Origin of the sequence: Mucilaginibacter straminoryzae, from assembly GCF_022953055.1 — a bacterium.
GTDB lineage: Bacteria > Bacteroidota > Bacteroidia > Sphingobacteriales > Sphingobacteriaceae > Mucilaginibacter > Mucilaginibacter straminoryzae.
This window is the reverse complement of record NZ_JALJEJ010000006.1, coordinates 73,428-89,465: the sequence shown is the minus strand read 5'-3', so window position 1 is coordinate 89,465 and position 16,038 is coordinate 73,428. Positions and strand designations below refer to the sequence as shown.

Here is a 16,038-nt window from a genome sequence, read left to right as displayed (position 1 = left end):
TGTTGAACCTGAACGAATGTAAAAGTTAAAAAGTGTTAAACTGGAAATAAATAATGCTGGCAACGAAGATCAGGAACAGGGTTTCATAGAACCAGCGCCGCGATGCGTACATGAAATAATAGGCAAAGAAGACGCTCGCCGGGACTGCACAAAGCAAAAAGTGGTTCAAGCGGAAATCAACTTTTACATAAAATGCCAGACCGGCAACCAGGAATAGCAGCACCAGCACCTGGTAAGATTTGCGGATGTGGACGTAACTTTTGTAGAAGGATTGCTGCAGCTTAAACAAGCATAAAATGAAGATCAGTACCACGGGTACCAGCACCAGGTAGCTATACTGGCTAAAGTGAATGCTGGACGGGAAACGGCTACCCAGGGGCGTCCAGATATCTAAAAACTTGTTGAGCTTATCGTTGAGATAGAAATAAACGGCAATGAAAAAGTAAATGGTGATATAACCAAAAATACTTGCCAGCAGGTCGCGCAGGTCGAACGGTTTAAAAATAACCAGGGCTATCCACACCACTAAAATCGTATAAATAAACGGGAGGTAGATGAGCGAACCAACCGCTACCATCATGCCCAGGTCATAGGCAATGGTTTTTGATTCTGCGCTTTTGTACAATCCGAATATTTTGTACAGCATCCAGATGATGATGAAATTACAGAATAACGGCGGGCTAAGTACCAGGAACGGCGTAAACAGGCTGGCTGCAACAATGTACATTAAGCCCGGCAGGAAGCTGGGTTTACCCAGCAGGTTGTAAAAGTTGATGATGTAGTTCACCAGCAGGGCCTGGATGAAAACCAGCAGCGCAGCGATGAAAATATTGGCGGTTGAGGAAAGTGCGTCTTCGTAATTAACGGGAATAAGCGAGCGGATGTAAGATTCTACAAAAATAAAATGCACCTGGTCTGGTGCTTTTATAATGTAACCTAAACGCATAACCAGCAATACCAGCGTAAGCCAAAAGAAATTGGTGGGCTTATATGTCCTGAAGATACTGATCATTAATTACGATGGGCAATAATACTACAAAAAGCGCTCATGCTCAAATCTCAACGGGCGTAGGTTTTTACCATTCGTTCCACAATTGCTGCAGTTTCATCCGGGAAATTTACGCTGATACGGTTTTCAGCCCCGATCCAGTCCCTTAACCTGCCTTCAAATGCCTGGTCGATGTGCTGCACAACCGGCACCCCCAACCGCGACGCCGACAATGCGTTGCACTGCTGCTCGTATTGGTTGCGCATGGGTATCATCATCACCTTCTTGCCCAGGTATAATGCTTCAGCAGGGCCTTCAAATCCGCCGCCGGTAAGCAAGCCCTCGCACCCGGCCATACTGGTATTAAAGCTATCATTATTTACCGGGAACACGCTGACGTTGCCTTCGTGATAAGGGGCTTTCTGCCGTTTAGAAAAAATCTGCCATTGCACCTCTTTTACCTTGCTTAAATACTTAATCAGTGTTTTATCATCATAAGCCGGCAGGTAAACGGTGTAATGCCCTTTGTTTACCGGCTGCAACTGCCTGATCTCGCTACGTATAACCGGGGTGTGAATAAAATCTGCATAACGTTCGAAATGGAAGCCGATATGGTAAGTAGTGGGCGAATAGTATTTGAACAGCCACTCGGCATAGTTCCACTTAGCGGGCCGCGGAGTTTGTGGTGATACAAACGAGCATTGATGGCTTAACGAAACGGAAGGTATTTTTTGCAGACGACAGGCCCAGGCGCTAACCGGTTCAAAATCGTTAACGATAAGGTTATACTGCTGCAACGGCAGCGCATGCATATCATGCCAAAGCCGCCGAAGTTTCATTATTTTAAAGGTTTTCCACTTATCTACCCCGCCCGTAGTGCCAAATACAAAACTGAAGCCGTGGTAACGGTATTTTACAGGCTGCGTTAAAGCAACTTCTGCCTCCGTACCGCTGATGAGCAAGTCTACCTCGCCATATTGCTGTAGTAAAGGGACAATTTCCCTGGCACGGCTGATATGGCCGTTACCGGTACCTTGTATACCGAAGAGTATTTTCATGCGGAAGGAAGACTGATAACGCAAATATCAGTTTTTAGGTGTACTAATGCGCCTCCTGCCTGAATCTTTCTAAAAGATTTTTTACGTCGAGCTTGTCATCCAGATTTTCGGTATCGGTTTTATCTTCGTCCTCGGGCTCATTTACAAAGTCTTTCGGTTCATATTTAAAGATGGTCCAGTTGCCGTTGTGATATTCCAGCGCGGTTAAGCTTTCTACCCAGTCGCCAGAGTTGAGGTAAAGTACTGAACCTGGGCTGTCCGTCGCCTGGATGGTGCGGATCTCGGCATGGTGGATGTGCCCGCAGATGACGTAATCGTATTGTTTATCCACAGCCAGGTCGGCGGCGGTTTGTTCAAACTGGTTGATGAATTTTACTGCTTCTTTTACGCGGCCTTTTATTTTCTGCGAAAAGCTCATTTTCTGACGGCCCATTTTGGTTAAGAACCAGTTTACAAAGCTGTTGATCAGAATCAGGCTATCGTAACCAACGGCGCCTAATTTAGCCAGCCATTTAGAATGCTGCATGGTAACGTCGAAAACGTCGCCGTGAAATATCCAGGCCTTTTTACCATCCAGGTTCAGCACCATTTTGTTGAGTAGCTGAAAAGTGCCCAGGTTAAAATCGGCAAATTTCCGCAGCATCTCGTCGTGGTTGCCGGTAAGGTAGTAAACGGGAACGCCGTCGGTCACAAATTTCAGTATCCTGCGGATCACTTTCATGTGTGCTTCGGGCCAGTAAGATTTACTGAACTGCCAGATGTCAATAATATCGCCGTTAAGAATCAGCTTACGGGGTTTAATGCTCTTGAGGTATTTGAGCAATTCTTTGGCGTGGCAACCATATGTACCCAGGTGTACGTCAGAGATCACCACAATATCTACTTCGCGTTTTGGCATCAACACATGTATTTCAGCACCGGTTGTAATTTAAACCGGCGGTCAAAGTTCTATGCGGCGGTACTGTTCAATCCTCGTCTTCTTCTTCCACCTGTAATTCATACGGGCTGAAGTAAAGAATAGCGAGCAACAGCAACAGGCCGGTAACAATCAGGTATGCGATGTTGAAACTCATAGTAACCTTATTAAGGCCAAAAGTAAGGCCGGGTGATTATTTTAATGTTAAGACGATATTAAGTATCAACATGTTACACCCTTGTTGATAAAATATAGATGTGTGGAAAAAGAAAAGGTTTAATACGGGCAGAAGAAAAATTTCGAGATGGGGTAGGCGGGTGTTGATTAAATGGAATATGATCAGCCGGCTAATGCCTTACTGATGCGGTCCAGCTGTTTAAGATGGTGTTCGGCGTGCATGCGGCAAAACTTAAACCATTGTTTACCGCTCAGCATGCCCATTATGGGGTGCTTAATGCGATAATCTTCCGGTGCTGACTGTAAGCGGGTGGCCAGTTCTTCGATACGCCGTCTTATTTTTACCAGTTTGTTACGGGCTTCTTCTTTTGTGATTTTTTTTACGCGCGCTGCCACTTCGGGCGGTGCGTTAATACGCATAAAGGAAAGTGTGCCCAGCCACATCATCAGCTTCCCTTTCCAGTTTTCTTTTACAGTAGTATGCTCAACCGTCTTCATGCAACACTGGTCTATGCCCATGAATGTGCGCAGGGTAGCATCCAGCAGGTGCGAATATACTTCAGCGGCAGACCAAACACCGGGGGCGGGGGCTTTCTCAAACTCCTCGTCCGGGATCTCGTCAAGCCGGTTCCTGTATGCTTCAAAAGCTTGTTCCAGCAGTTTTCGCTCGTGGTTAATATTCACAATGTACCTTCAATTACTGTTTGAAGATAACAGATAGAATTGAAATAAAGTTGGTTGCTTATAAAATATCGCGCAGTTGGTTCAAATGCGTTATCTGGACGGGTACGTCATCCGGCTTGGGTAAATTGTTCGGATTGAAAAATATGGCATCCATGCCAAAATTAAGCGCGCCACGGACGTCTGCCTCTAAACTGTCGCCGATCATCACGCTTTCTTCCTTAACGGCACCGGCCAATTCCAGGGCATGTTCAAAGATTGCTTTATCCGGCTTATTCACGCCTACTACTTCAGAGATGATTACATTATCAAAGTAGGCAGTCAAACCCGTATTGCTCACCTTCATGCCGGTAGCCTCTTTAAAACCGTTTGAAATAATGTGCATCGTATATTTCTGCTGAAGGTATTGCAGTGTTTCATGCGCCTCTGGGAACAGGTTCATTTTTGTAGGGCAGATGCGTACATAATCATCTTCGAAACCTGTAGGGATCAGATCCGGATGCATACCCAGGTCTAAAAAGGTTTGCTTAAACCGCATTTCGCGCAGGTAATCTTTTGTGATTTTTCCTAAATGGTATTCTGCCCACAAGCGGTGGTTGTTCTGGGTATAGTTCTCGATAAAGGCAGCAGCCGAAGGCAGGCCGAGTACATCCAGTTTGTAATGCACATAAAGCTCGTGCAGGGTTTCTTCGGCATTACGGTCAAAATCCCAGATGGTATGGTCCAGATCAAAAAACAGGTGACGATATCTCATTACAGCGCAAAAATGCAATTAAAGTGCTAATGTCGGAGTGTTGGTAAATGAATTCATCATTAATCTTACAGCCATCATTCGGAAACGACCTCTCCCCAAGCCCCTATCCGAAAGAGAGGGGCTTTAAATGTGATAAACCCCTCCCCAACCCTCCCAAGGGAGGGAGCTAAAAGTCCTCTCCCTTGGATAGGATTTAGGAGAGGTATAACTAGCGACCTCTCCCCAACCCCTCTCCGAAAGAGAGGGGCTTCACATTGCAATCGTAATAACACAAAATTCATGAAGTCCTCTCCCTTAGAGAGGATTTAGGAGAGGTGAAATGGCGACCTCTCCCCAAACCCCTATCCGAAAGAGAGGGGCTTTAAATGTGATAAACCCCTCCCCAACCCTCCCAAGGGAGGGAGCTAAAAGTCCTCTCCCTTGGATAAAATTTAGGAGAGGTAAATTACAAAGCTATTCTAAACCCACCTTACTTCCCCTTGCCCAGCCATAGTAAAGTTTCGATGATCATTTTGTCTTGGACAGGGTTGCCAAAGGTTTGCGAGAGATCTTTATTGGTATGGTGCTCGTAGTCGATATCATTGTGCCCCATGTTGAAATAAACCATCCTGTAATTTTTGTTAGTCCATACCACAGGGTAGTAGCCGCTATGCCAGATCTCGTTTGGTTTGGGCCCGGTGCCGAGCGGAAAGCTGGAAGAGTCAATTGCGCAAAGGATCTGGATATCGGGGTTCTGGCGAAGATCTTTCTCCCATCGGTACCATTCATTCGGTGAGGCTTTAAAGGTATGCGGCAGTTTTTTGGTGGTAGGGTAGTTTTTGTTTTCTACCCGGAGTATGGCAGACGTCGGCCGCCAGGTATTGCTACCATACTGGCCAGAGCCAAGGAATTCGTTATGGTACCAGTCCCAGTTTTGCGGATAAGTCGATGGCGTAAGCGCAAAGGCCGAGAAATGAAAACCCATCCAGCCACCGCCGTTTTTCATATACTGTTCAAAGGCCTGGCGTTGTGCAGGCTCTTCGGGGCGCGTGTCTAAAAAGATCACCACCTGGTATTGCTTCAAAAACTCGGGGTTCAGGTTAGTCCAGTTATTGGTGGAATCGTATCGAAAATGATATTTCTCTGCCATCTTAGGAAACCATCGGTTAGCTTCATGTACAAAGCTGATATGCGCCTGATCGTGCAGCGCCGTATAAAAAGCAATTACACTGAACCGGGGCTTTTTCTGCGCAGATGCGTTAAACATAACGGCGCTTAATAAGAGCAAGCAGAGAGCTTTGAGAAGGTGGCGATGAAGCGGTTTCATAAGTTATAATGGTAAGGCTAAAACTAAGTAAACCACCTGGATTTCTTAGTGTAAAATTTACAATATTATTATGTTAGATTACCGTTGTTTGTTAAATAAAGAATAGCCAACACTTTAAATTGCAATAAATTAACCCTACCTTTGCGCCAAAATAGAGAGGCGCATTTTTTATGCAAAATAATATCAGGAATATAGCGATCATCGCTCACGTTGACCACGGTAAAACTACGCTGGTTGATAAAATCTTACATCAAACAAGCATTTTCCGCGACAACCAGGAGACCGGTGAACTTATTCTGGACAACAATGATCTGGAACGTGAACGTGGTATCACCATCGTTTCTAAAAACGTTTCTGTACGTTACAAAGACATTAAAATCAACATTATAGATACCCCTGGTCACGCCGACTTTGGTGGCGAGGTTGAACGGGTACTGAAAATGGCTGACGGTGTATTGCTTTTGGTGGACGCATTTGAAGGCGCTATGCCTCAAACCCGTTTCGTAACCCAAAAGGCGTTATCGTTAGGTTTGAAACCAATTGTGGTAATTAACAAGGTTGATAAAGAAAACTGCCGCCCTGAAGAGGTACACGAGCAGGTTTTCGAATTGTTCTTCAACCTTGAAGCTACTGAAGAGCAGTTGGACTTCCCGGTGATCTACGGTTCTTCAAAACAAGGCTGGATGAGCACAGACTACACCAAGCCAACTGAAGATATTACCCCGTTGCTGGATGCTATTCTGCAATACATTCCTGCTGCACCGGTTAATGAAGGTACTTTGCAAATGCAGATCACTTCATTAGATTATTCTTCTTTCGTAGGTCGTATCGCTATCGGCCGTGTGGCACGTGGTACCATCAAAGAAAACCAGCCGGTATCATTAGTAAAACGTGATGGCAAGATCCAGAAATCACGCATCAAAGAATTATATACTTTCGAAGGTTTAGGTAAAATTAAAGCTACCGAAGTAAATTCTGGCGATATATGCGCGGTAGTAGGCATTGAAGGTTTTGAAATTGGCGACACCATTGCCGACTTTGAAAATCCGGAACAATTGGCGGTTATCAAAATTGATGAGCCGACCATGAACATGCTCTTCACCATCAACAACTCGCCGTTCTTTGGTAAAGAAGGTAAGTTTGTTACTTCACGCCACCTGCGCGACCGTTTATACAAGGAAATGGAAAAAAACCTGGCGCTGAAGGTGGTTGAAAGTGATTCGCCGGATTCATACCTGGTATACGGACGTGGTATCCTTCACTTATCTGTATTGATTGAGACCATGCGCCGCGAAGGTTATGAGTTACAGGTTGGCCAGCCGCAGGTAATCGTTAAAGAAATTGACGGCGTGAAATGCGAGCCGGTTGAAAGCCTGATCGTAGACGTACCTGGTGATGTTGCCGGTAAAGTAATTGAACTGGTTACGCAACGTAAAGGTGATTTATTGGTGATGGAGCCCAAAGGCGACCTGCAACATCTGGAGTTTGAAATCCCTGCACGCGGTATCATCGGTTTACGTAACAACGTATTGACAGCAACAGGTGGCGAGGCTATTATGGCACACCGTTTTAAAGCTTACGAACCTTGGAAAGGCCAGATCCCGGGCCGTTTAAATGGTGTATTGGTATCTATGGATACAGGTAAAACCACGGCATTTGCGATTGATAAATTGCAAGACCGCGGTCGTTTCTTTGTTGATCCGGGTGTTGATATTTACGAAGGTCAGGTACTTGGCGAGCATATCCGCGATAATGACCTTGTGATCAATTTAACCAAGGGCAAGCAGTTGACCAACATGCGTGCATCTGGTAGTGACACCAACGTACGTATCGCGCCAGCGATCAAATTCTCGTTAGAAGAATCTATGGAATATATCCAGGCTGATGAATACATTGAGGTTACACCGCAAAGTATTCGTATCCGCAAGATCTTCCTTAATGAGAATGAGCGTAAGATCAACGCTAAGAAGTTTGTGAATCAATAAGTATTTAGCTTTATCAGATATATCAAAGCCTTCCCTTATCCGGAAGGCTTTTTTCGTTAAAACAATAGCGATTTAATCGCTGAAACAATTCCGCACGCATTACAAATGCGCGCGATAGTAAGATTACTCTGCTTTAGCTGCTTCCGCACATTGTTGGTGTTGTCACCAACAATCAAACTAGATAGCACGCATTACAAATGCGCGCGATAGTAGAATTATTTTGCTTTAGCTACTGGCGATGCTTTCCAGTGCTGCCATCAGTTCTTCAACCTTTAGGGGTTTAGGCAAGTAACCATCCATTCCGGCTTCGAAGCAGGCCGTGCGGTCTTCTGCAAGTGCGTTTGCCGTCATGGCGATAATGCGCGGCTGCGCTATATCCATGTTGCGGATGTACCGGGTGGCTGCAATTCCGTCTAATTGCGGCATTTGAATATCCATTAAGATAAGATCTACAGGAGATCTCAATAATTGCTGAATTGCTTCTTCACCGTTTTCTGCCAGCGCAGGCTCGTAGCCCAGTTTGCGCAGAATGCGCATAATTACCAGCTGGTTCACCTTATTATCTTCGGCTACCAGTATCTTTAACGGGTTGGCCTTAGCAAAGCTTTCCTGCAAAATCGGCTTAAGGATAATTTCATCAGTCTCGCTTTTTTTACCCAGCGCCTTTGCGATTGCCTCTGCTAACTGATGTTGTTTAAGTGGCTTATTCAGCACTGCAGTAAAAATCTCGCCCTGGTTCCTGGCAAGGGGATCCCCCAGAATGCTTAGTAGAATAATCGGAAGGTCAACGGATTGCTGCCTGATGGTATGCGCCAGTTCTACACCATTGGTACCCGGCAAGCCAATGTCAATCAGGGCCAGATCAATTTTTGTCTCTTGATCCCGAATTATCTGCAAGGCCTCAGCCGCAGATGTAGCCTTTATAGGTTGCATGTGCCAGCGCTGTACCTGCTGCTGCAAAATATCCAGGTTGGTAAGGTTATCTTCAACAATCAGTACCTTTTTATCCTTGGTGTATTTATCGCTGGGTTGCGCAACCCTTTCATTGATATTGTTAGCTGCTGTACACTTGATGTTGAAAGTAAAGCAGGTGCCAACATCTGGGGTGCTGGTTACACTGATATCGCCCCCCATCAGGTTAATCAGCGTTTTGCTGATACTCAAACCCAAACCAGAGCCACCGTAGGTACGTGCGGTAGCTGCGGATGCCTGGGTAAAGGCATCAAACAGCATAGCAAGTTTGTTGGCGGCAATGCCGATACCTGTATCGCGTACCTCAAAAACCACATCTGCTATATCGTTTTCATAAGCACGTAATGAAATGCCGATGTAGATTTCGCCCTTACGGGTAAATTTAGCGGCATTACCGATCAGGTTGATGAGCACCTGCCGAAGGCGCATACTATCGCCGCTAAGCGTAACGGGCAGCTTTTCATCTATTTCGCATAGCAGCTCTACCTTCGTCTGTGCCAACCGGACCGCAAAAACGTCGAGTACATCTTCAATAGATTTTCGCAGATTAAAGGAGTGGATATCAATCTCCATCTTCCCCGATTCGATCTTGGAGAAATCCAGGATATCATTAATGACATTGATCAAAGCCTCACCGCTATGGATAATGGCTTGCATGTATTCGCGCTGCTCATTCGTTAGCTCGGTATCTCTCAACAGGGAAGCCATACCCAATACGCCGTTCATGGGTGTGCGTATCTCATGGCTCATAGTGGCCAGGAACACACTTTTGGCGCGGTTGGCTTCCCGTTGCCTTTCAGCTTCAAGCTGTTTGCGGTAAATAACAATCAGAAAACAGATAACTATGGTGAACGTGCAGATCATTGCTGCAATCACCAGTACCGCCATATTATCTCTGACTTCTTCCATGCCTGATGATTGCTATCAGAAATATCATATACATAATAAAAACAAGGGCCGCATGGATATCCCAGATCATGATCCGGATTGACCTGGGTGTAGTGTGCCTTAGCGCTTCTGTAAAAATAAACTGGAAAATGGCGCTGCAGAAATAAAGCAGAAAACCACCTGCTACGATACGGCCGGAAGACGTGACCAGTTCGCGGTTAGGAATACTGTTTTGATAGGCGAGATAAGCCGCGCTGAAAATAATGATCATTAAAGCCCCTACCGGACGTGTGTTGGTGTTAAACTCATAAATGCTTTGAAAGAACAAAGCGTTTATAATACACGCTGTAGAAAAGAAGATAATGCAAATGGTTGTCCAGCGATTTACTACCGGGCTGTCAAACGCATACCGGTAGTAAAGCAGAATAAAAACAGCCTCGAGCAAAGTATATAAATGCAGCGCCGGAAGGTTATTAATATCGTAGTGGGCCATCGTGGTGCCGATCACATTCATGATGAATGCCATCAGCAGATAGGCCAGCAATGCTTTTAAAGGCTTGTTCAGCTTATTAAAGTATATAAAGCCTGCTCCGATGGGGAGAAGCGTACTTGCCGGGACGATATAACTGGTAAAAAAGTTAAAAAAGGGGCGCATTTCTTATCTCAGGGCTTATACTATTGCTTCTCCGTACATTGCACTTTGTGTATCGCAATAATCAGGACAAGGCTTTGTAAAATCATACAGATCAGACTCTGCCGGGCCGCCGCCATATTCTTTGGCATCAGGAATATAAAGCATGTCTTTCCCTGCAGGATAACCTTCTTCAGCTGCTACGGGTACCAGTACAAACTTAATTTCATTCTTGATATCTTCAGACCAAGGATATTTAAGTGTAAAATAAGCGCGTGTTCCCACCAGGTTCTCATTATTTTGGAATTCTTTTGCAAGCGCCATAATATCGTCTCTTGATATATATACCGCTTTTGGGATTTTTGGTTGAGAAGAGGCGCTTACCTGCGGGCCGATAAAATCACGCCAGTTTTGTGCCTCCTGAATAGCTTCTTCAACCGGGATTCTTACTCTTGTTGCTTTTGTTAGGTCTTGTTTCATGGTGCTTAGATTGTGCCCTAAATTTAGGTATTACGCTATCAGAAACGAATATTACCCGATAAATAATTGCATTTTCATCGGTTGTGGCACAGGTTAGTAACCTGTTAACGTACTTTTTTTGACTTTACACAGTCATCCGTATAAAGTATATAAAGCCAGCCCCTATCTGCAAAATTGTACTTGCCGGGGCTGGTGTGAGGTAGGGTAATAAACATAAGGCTGCCGTATTATTCAGCTTCCGGCAAGTATATCGATGGTCCGAACATTTCACTTTTTGTGTCACAGTAATCAGGGCAAGGTTTAGTGAAATCGTACAGATCAGAGTCGCCATCCCCGTCACCCTTTATTGGCGAAACCGTAAGAATATCTTTACCGTGGCTATACCCTGGCACATTTTTTACGGGCACCAAAACAAATTTCAGGTGATTCTTTTGTTTTCTGGTCCAGGGGTACTTTAGTGTGAAATAAGCCCTCACGCCAACCAGGTTAGGGTCGCCTTCCATCTCTTTGTAAAGATCCTGTATATCTGTCCTGGAGATATAAACAGCTTTAGGGATTTTGGCCGATAAAGCGCTATCCACGTGTGAAAAAATAAAGTCTCGCCAGTTTTTGGCCTGCTGAATAGCTTCTTTAACAGAAATTCTTGATCTGGTAGATTTTGTAAGTTCTTGTTCCATGGTGTTTAGATTGTTTCCCTAAATTTAAGTATTACGCTATCAGAAAAGAATATTACCTGATAATTAATTGCAATTTCGCAGGTTGTACGCCAGGTTATTAACCTGCTAATACGCTTTTTTATAACTTTACACCTTCATGCGTATACCTAACATTAAAGGTTTTGACCAGCAGGCGCTCGAAAAGTATTTTAAAAATACCGGATGGCTCTTTTTAGGTAAGGTAGGCAGTCTGGGAATTAAAATGGTGGTTAGCATATTGGTCGCCCGCTATTTACTACCTGCAAAAAATGGTATCCTTACCGGTGGCATCAATTATATCTATTTCTTTTCAGCTATTGCCACATTGGGGCTTGATCAGTTTATTGTTAAAGAACTACACCAGTTCCCCGAGAAACGCGATACCATTTTAGGCACTTCGCTTTGGTTAAAGGTGGTAGCCGGTTTGGCCTGCCTTCCGCTCATTTACCTGGCTTATGCTATTTATCCGGCTAAAGCCACGCCGTACAGCTTTGTATTTATTTTATCCTTTACCGGGATCATACAGTCGTTTAACGTTATCGATTCCTATTTCCAGTCGCAGGTACAATCGCAATATATTATGCGGGTGCAGGTGATTGGTAACCTGATTTCAGCCGCGATTAAAGTTTCACTGATTATAATGAAGCAGCCTTTAGAGCTGTTTGTATTTGCTTACGTTATTGACATCGCCTTACTTTCTGTAGGTTATTTTATGGCCTATCAAACGCCGGACAGAAACATCCTGGACTGGAATTGGGATAACTCACTGGCTAAGAAACTCCTTAGCTATTCGTGGCCGCTGATTATCTCGGGCATTATGGTTTCTGTGTATATGCGGATAGACCAGCTGATGCTGCAGAACATGGTAGGGGTGAAAGAGGCCGGCGCTTACGCCACGGTAGCCACCTTAAGCGAAGCCTGGAATTTTATCCCTTCAGTAATTGTTTCTTCGCTGTTCCCGGCGATACTAAATGCCCGGCGCGACGATCCCGAACGCTATAAAAAACGCATCCAGAACCTGTACGACCTGATGGTTTATCTGAGCTTCCCGGCTGCATTGGTGATCACGTTTGCCGCGCCGCTGATCTATAAGCTCTATACGAAAGAGTATGCTTACGCCGCGCCGGTATTATCTGTCCATATCTGGTCTGGCGTGTTTGTGTTTCTTGGTGTAGCCAGTAGCCAGTACCTCATTACGGAGAATTATAACAAATTAACGTTCATCCGTACCGGATTTGGCGCGGTTGTAAACATTTTGCTGAATTTGATCTTAATACCCCGGATGGGTATGATGGGAGCTGCCATTGCTACGCTGATCGCTTACGCCAGCGCTACATTTTTTGTATTGGTAATTCCTAAAACCCGACAGCAGGGCTACATGATGTTAAAATCATTATTCCTAATTTCGCTTTTTAAAAAACTGATAAAACGTTGAATATCTTAACCTCACTTCTGGATCTGGCCGCAAAGCCCAAACGCCTTCGTTCGCTGCTATCTTTTAATGGTAAGGGCTACCTGAATGAAATTGGCTGGTTTAATGCTTTTGATAACCAGAAGCCGGTAGATGCCGAGGGTAATCCTATCCCTTGGGTAACTTACAGTTTTATCGATTTTATTAAAGACCGGATTGGTAAGCAGCATGCCATCTTCGAATTCGGCTCGGGCAACTCCACTTTCTTTTATGCCAAGTCTGCCGGGATTGTGGTTTCAGTTGAACATGACAAAGGCTGGTACGAAACCATATTGAACAATCGCCCCGAAAACTCCGAGATCATTTTTTGTGAGTTGCATAAGGATGGAGATTACTGCCGCATGCCGGTGAAGCTCGGTGAGCAATTCGACATCATCATTGTTGACGGCCGCGACCGTGTAAACTGCTGCAAGCAGGCCGTAGCAGCACTTTCTGAAAATGGGGTTGTAGTGCTGGACGATTCTGAGCGCGAGTTTTACCAGCCCGGTATAGATTTCCTGAAAGAGAACGGTTTCCGCGAATTACCATTCAGCGGTATTTCGCCGGGGTTATTCTACCGTAAATCAACATCTATTTTCTACAAAGACAACAACTGCCTGGGTATATAACCTGTATGCAAAACCTGGCCCCGATAGCGCTTTTTGTTTATAACCGGCCCGAACATACGCGTCGCACCTTGAGCTATCTGCAAAAAAACCTGCTGGCAGACGAGTCGCGCTTATATATTTTTTCTGATGCCGCTAAAACAGAAGCAGATGCAGCGAAGGTGGACGAGGTGAGACGGATAGCCGAACAGGTGACAGGTTTTAAGGCTGTCAGGATCATTGCCCGTGAACAGAATATGGGACTGGCTAATTCCATTATTTCCGGGGTGACGCAGTTGGTGAATGATTACGGAAAGGTCATTGTATTTGAAGATGATTTGCTTTCATCACCATACACGCTGCAATATTTTAACGAAGCCCTGCAACGCTACCAGCACCAGGAACAGGTAATGCACATTGGTGCTTACATGTACGATTTAAAAAGCCCTGAGCTGCCCGAAACTTTCTTTTATCGTGCTGCCACCAGCTGGGGCTGGGCTACCTGGGCACGCGCCTGGAAAAACTTTGAGCCGGATGTTGATGTACTGATGAAACAATTCGACCGCGAGAAGATCCGTGCTTTTTCTATTGAAGGCACCATGAACTTCTGGAAACAGATGCTACAGTTTAAGGCCGGCAAAAACAATTCATGGGCCATACGCTGGTATGCCTCCATATTTCTGAAGAACGGCTTAACGCTCAATCCTTCGCACTCACTGATCCAGAACATCGGGCATGATGGCAGCGGCGTACATTCAAACCAGGAAGAGATGTACCAGGTGCATATCTCGCGTAAGCCGGTTACCTATTTCCCCGATGATCTGAAAGAAAATACAGACGCTTACCGCGCCATCAAACATTTCCTTAAAAACCGCAAAGGTAATTTATGGCAGCGTGCGGTACGTTTTATCCGCCAGCGGGTTAAAAGTTAGCGTTTATCGTCCTCTGTCCACTTTGCCCGCAATTTGTTAATAGAATCAGTTGCAGCAATAATCTGCGGCCGGTATTTCGGTGTCTTCTCTTCAAACTCGCGATAAAGCAGCCCAAAATATTTCGCCTGTAACTTAACAATCTGTGCCCGGTAACTGGCTTCTTTACGTTCTTTCTCTGGAAGCGTGAGTTTCAGATATTGCCCTTCCAGATTTTGAAGCAGCTTGATCTGCGGTAATGTTTTGCGCTTAAAAAGCGCCAGCTTTTGGTCACGGGTTACCAAACTATCGTCATAGAATTCGGCGTACAGGTTGCGGCTGTAGTTTTCACTTTTATCCACCAGTTGCTTGTATTCCTTCAACTGGTAATCTTTTGCCGTCGCCATACCAATGACAACAAATAAAACGCTGAGAACCGCGGATACTAAACCTGCGGTGATCGTATTAACGCCTTTTCTGTTCTTCTTTAACCCAAAGTAAGCGATCCAGCCAAACACATAACCAGAGATAAGCCCGCCAAAATGAGCCGCATGATCAATCCCCTTTCCTAAGGGAAGGATATGGAACGCTACAAAAATACCGGTACTGATCAATAATGCCCTGCGGGCATTGCGTTCGTAAAAATCAGTACTTAGTAAAGCCAGCAAAATGCCAAACAGGCCAAATATGGCACCCGAAGCACCGAGTGCGTAACCATCTGTATGCCATAATACCGAAGTCATGCTGGCAACGATGCCGGTAAACAGGTACAGAAACAGGAAGTTCCATCGGCCCAGTTTCCATTCAATCAGCGAGCCGATGTAAACCAATACAATCATGTTGCCAAGCAGGTGCATAAAGCCCCCATGTAAGAAGGTACCCGTGATCAGTCGCCAAACTTCTCCATGCAAAACAGGGGTGCGTCCGTTAATGCCTACTGCCAGATAGATGTCGTCGATTGGCGAGCGGTCGTCGTAACGGATCTCTTTAGAATTTAGAAATTTAATAGTAGATACTGCGATAGCTAAAGACGAGGCGATAAAAGCCAGGATGTTCAGATAAACCAGAACAGGCGTAACTAAATACTTCTTAGTCGGCACAAACCAGTCCGGCAGGAAGCGCAGATCTTCTTTGGCGGCGAGCGGCGGATCGGCTAATTGTACAAACTGATTTTCGGGCACGCTATCCATTAGTTTTTGCACGCTTTCTTCCATTTCGGCCCTTAAAACAACTTCGCGTACGTCAATTTCGCCAAACAGCAGTTCCAGGTTCTTTTCGTTTTTACCATAGTCTGTAAACAACCCCTGGTAGCCCACGCACTCACTTTTTATCACGACCATATTACCGCGAATTCTTGCAGAGACTTCCTCTGCATAAGAAGCCCAGGAAATATTGGTGTAGGCGATAATGCCATCATGGTCGAAATAGCTGATGTGCCAACCCATGTTTTGCATTGCGTGATAAAGTAAGGTAAGGTAGTGGTCGGCGCTGTAAGCGCCTAAAGGCACCACTTCGAGTTTTCGAGGAGAAATTCCCCAGGCCAT

At 45.1% G+C, this 16,038-nt stretch carries 15 protein-coding genes; 4 read left to right on the top strand and 11 right to left on the bottom strand.

Features of this window, described 5'->3' with window-relative positions; genetic code table 11:
* Nucleotides 1-25: 25 nt before the first annotated feature.
* The 6 genes from MUY27_RS13545 to MUY27_RS13520 all read right to left on the bottom strand — a co-directional run bounded on the left by MUY27_RS13545 (nt 26) and on the right by MUY27_RS13520 (nt 5,820).
* Nucleotides 26-1,012: a DUF6427 family protein gene (locus tag MUY27_RS13545; protein ID WP_245130586.1), complete on the bottom strand. Its 987-nt coding sequence runs from the start codon at nt 1,010-1,012 to the stop codon at nt 26-28.
* A gap of 47 nt (nt 1,013-1,059) precedes the next feature.
* The gene (locus tag MUY27_RS13540) at nt 1,060-2,046 is read right to left on the bottom strand and encodes a glycosyltransferase family protein (RefSeq protein ID WP_245130584.1); all 987 of its coding nucleotides are present in this window, start codon (nt 2,044-2,046) and stop codon (nt 1,060-1,062) included.
* A 43-nt stretch (nt 2,047-2,089) separates the two neighbouring features.
* A complete protein-coding gene (locus MUY27_RS13535) occupies nt 2,090-2,944 on the bottom strand; it encodes a UDP-2,3-diacylglucosamine diphosphatase (RefSeq protein WP_245130582.1) in 855 nt (284 codons plus the stop codon).
* 357 nt (nt 2,945-3,301) lie between these two features.
* Nucleotides 3,302-3,823: a DinB family protein gene (locus tag MUY27_RS13530; protein ID WP_245130580.1), complete on the bottom strand. Its 522-nt coding sequence runs from the start codon at nt 3,821-3,823 to the stop codon at nt 3,302-3,304.
* Between the two features lie 58 nt (nt 3,824-3,881).
* The gene (locus MUY27_RS13525; RefSeq protein WP_245130578.1) at nt 3,882-4,574 is read right to left on the bottom strand and encodes a YjjG family noncanonical pyrimidine nucleotidase; all 693 of its coding nucleotides are present in this window, start codon (nt 4,572-4,574) and stop codon (nt 3,882-3,884) included.
* Nucleotides 4,575-5,043: 469 nt separating this feature from the next.
* Nucleotides 5,044-5,820 carry a ThuA domain-containing protein gene (locus MUY27_RS13520; RefSeq protein WP_245130575.1) on the bottom strand — a complete coding sequence of 259 codons (777 nt, stop codon included), beginning with the start codon at nt 5,818-5,820 and terminating at the stop codon, nt 5,044-5,046.
* A gap of 230 nt (nt 5,821-6,050) precedes the next feature.
* On the opposite strand from MUY27_RS13520, the gene typA reads away from it, so the two are divergent.
* Nucleotides 6,051-7,865 carry a translational GTPase TypA gene (typA, locus tag MUY27_RS13515; protein WP_245130573.1) on the top strand — a complete coding sequence of 605 codons (1,815 nt, stop codon included), beginning with the start codon at nt 6,051-6,053 and terminating at the stop codon, nt 7,863-7,865.
* Nucleotides 7,866-8,090: 225 nt separating this feature from the next.
* Here typA and MUY27_RS13510 read toward each other — a convergent pair whose 3' ends face one another.
* The 4 genes from MUY27_RS13510 to MUY27_RS13495 form a co-directional block, all read right to left on the bottom strand.
* Nucleotides 8,091-9,746, bottom strand: coding sequence for a response regulator (locus MUY27_RS13510; RefSeq protein ID WP_245130571.1), 1,656 nt, complete (start codon nt 9,744-9,746; stop codon nt 8,091-8,093).
* Complete coding sequence (locus MUY27_RS13505) at nt 9,727-10,380, bottom strand: hypothetical protein (RefSeq protein WP_245130570.1); 654 nt, start codon at nt 10,378-10,380, stop codon at nt 9,727-9,729. Before MUY27_RS13505 ends, MUY27_RS13510 begins: the two co-directional genes overlap by 20 nt.
* A 15-nt stretch (nt 10,381-10,395) precedes the next feature.
* On the bottom strand, nt 10,396-10,836 hold the full coding sequence (locus MUY27_RS13500) for a hypothetical protein (protein WP_245130567.1): 441 nt from the start codon (nt 10,834-10,836) through the stop codon (nt 10,396-10,398).
* A gap of 227 nt (nt 10,837-11,063) precedes the next feature.
* Nucleotides 11,064-11,513, bottom strand: a complete 450-nt coding sequence (locus MUY27_RS13495; RefSeq protein WP_245130566.1) for a hypothetical protein — start codon at nt 11,511-11,513, stop codon at nt 11,064-11,066.
* Nucleotides 11,514-11,649: 136 nt separating this feature from the next.
* Here MUY27_RS13495 and MUY27_RS13490 point away from each other — a divergent pair, with 136 nt between their 5' ends.
* Genes MUY27_RS13490 through MUY27_RS13480 form a run of 3 tightly spaced genes read left to right on the top strand, consistent with a single transcriptional unit; the run spans nt 11,650 to nt 14,518 of the window.
* Nucleotides 11,650-12,966 carry a flippase gene (locus MUY27_RS13490; RefSeq protein ID WP_245130564.1) on the top strand — a complete coding sequence of 439 codons (1,317 nt, stop codon included), beginning with the start codon at nt 11,650-11,652 and terminating at the stop codon, nt 12,964-12,966.
* On the top strand, nt 12,963-13,610 hold the full coding sequence (locus tag MUY27_RS13485) for a class I SAM-dependent methyltransferase (protein WP_245130562.1): 648 nt from the start codon (nt 12,963-12,965) through the stop codon (nt 13,608-13,610). Before MUY27_RS13490 ends, MUY27_RS13485 begins: the two co-directional genes overlap by 4 nt.
* 5 nt (nt 13,611-13,615) lie before the next feature.
* The gene (locus tag MUY27_RS13480; protein ID WP_245130560.1) at nt 13,616-14,518 is read left to right on the top strand and encodes a glycosyltransferase family protein; all 903 of its coding nucleotides are present in this window, start codon (nt 13,616-13,618) and stop codon (nt 14,516-14,518) included.
* Here MUY27_RS13480 and MUY27_RS13475 read toward each other — a convergent pair.
* On the bottom strand, nt 14,515-16,038 hold the full coding sequence (locus MUY27_RS13475) for a rhomboid family intramembrane serine protease (protein ID WP_245130559.1): 1,524 nt from the start codon (nt 16,036-16,038) through the stop codon (nt 14,515-14,517). The two genes, MUY27_RS13480 and MUY27_RS13475, sit on opposite strands and share 4 nt — an antisense overlap.

Excerpts from the sequence above, each read along its gene's own strand:
- MUY27_RS13545 (WP_245130586.1), bottom strand. The coding sequence starts at position 1,012 with ATGATCAGTATCTTCAGGACATATAAGCCCACCAATTTCTTTTGGCTT.
- MUY27_RS13540 (WP_245130584.1), bottom strand. The coding sequence starts at position 2,046 with ATGAAAATACTCTTCGGTATACAAGGTACCGGTAACGGCCATATCAGC.
- MUY27_RS13535 (WP_245130582.1), bottom strand. The coding sequence starts at position 2,944 with ATGCCAAAACGCGAAGTAGATATTGTGGTGATCTCTGACGTACACCTG.
- MUY27_RS13525 (WP_245130578.1), bottom strand. The coding sequence starts at position 4,574 with ATGAGATATCGTCACCTGTTTTTTGATCTGGACCATACCATCTGGGAT.
- MUY27_RS13520 (WP_245130575.1), bottom strand. The coding sequence starts at position 5,820 with ATGTTTAACGCATCTGCGCAGAAAAAGCCCCGGTTCAGTGTAATTGCT.
- typA (WP_245130573.1), top strand. The coding sequence starts at position 6,051 with ATGCAAAATAATATCAGGAATATAGCGATCATCGCTCACGTTGACCAC.
- MUY27_RS13510 (WP_245130571.1), bottom strand. The coding sequence starts at position 9,746 with ATGGAAGAAGTCAGAGATAATATGGCGGTACTGGTGATTGCAGCAATG.
- MUY27_RS13505 (WP_245130570.1), bottom strand. The coding sequence starts at position 10,380 with ATGCGCCCCTTTTTTAACTTTTTTACCAGTTATATCGTCCCGGCAAGT.
- MUY27_RS13500 (WP_245130567.1), bottom strand. The coding sequence starts at position 10,836 with ATGAAACAAGACCTAACAAAAGCAACAAGAGTAAGAATCCCGGTTGAA.
- MUY27_RS13495 (WP_245130566.1), bottom strand. The coding sequence starts at position 11,513 with ATGGAACAAGAACTTACAAAATCTACCAGATCAAGAATTTCTGTTAAA.
- MUY27_RS13490 (WP_245130564.1), top strand. The coding sequence starts at position 11,650 with ATGCGTATACCTAACATTAAAGGTTTTGACCAGCAGGCGCTCGAAAAG.
- MUY27_RS13480 (WP_245130560.1), top strand. The coding sequence starts at position 13,616 with ATGCAAAACCTGGCCCCGATAGCGCTTTTTGTTTATAACCGGCCCGAA.
- MUY27_RS13475 (WP_245130559.1), bottom strand. The coding sequence starts at position 16,038 with ATGGCCTGGGGAATTTCTCCTCGAAAACTCGAAGTGGTGCCTTTAGGC.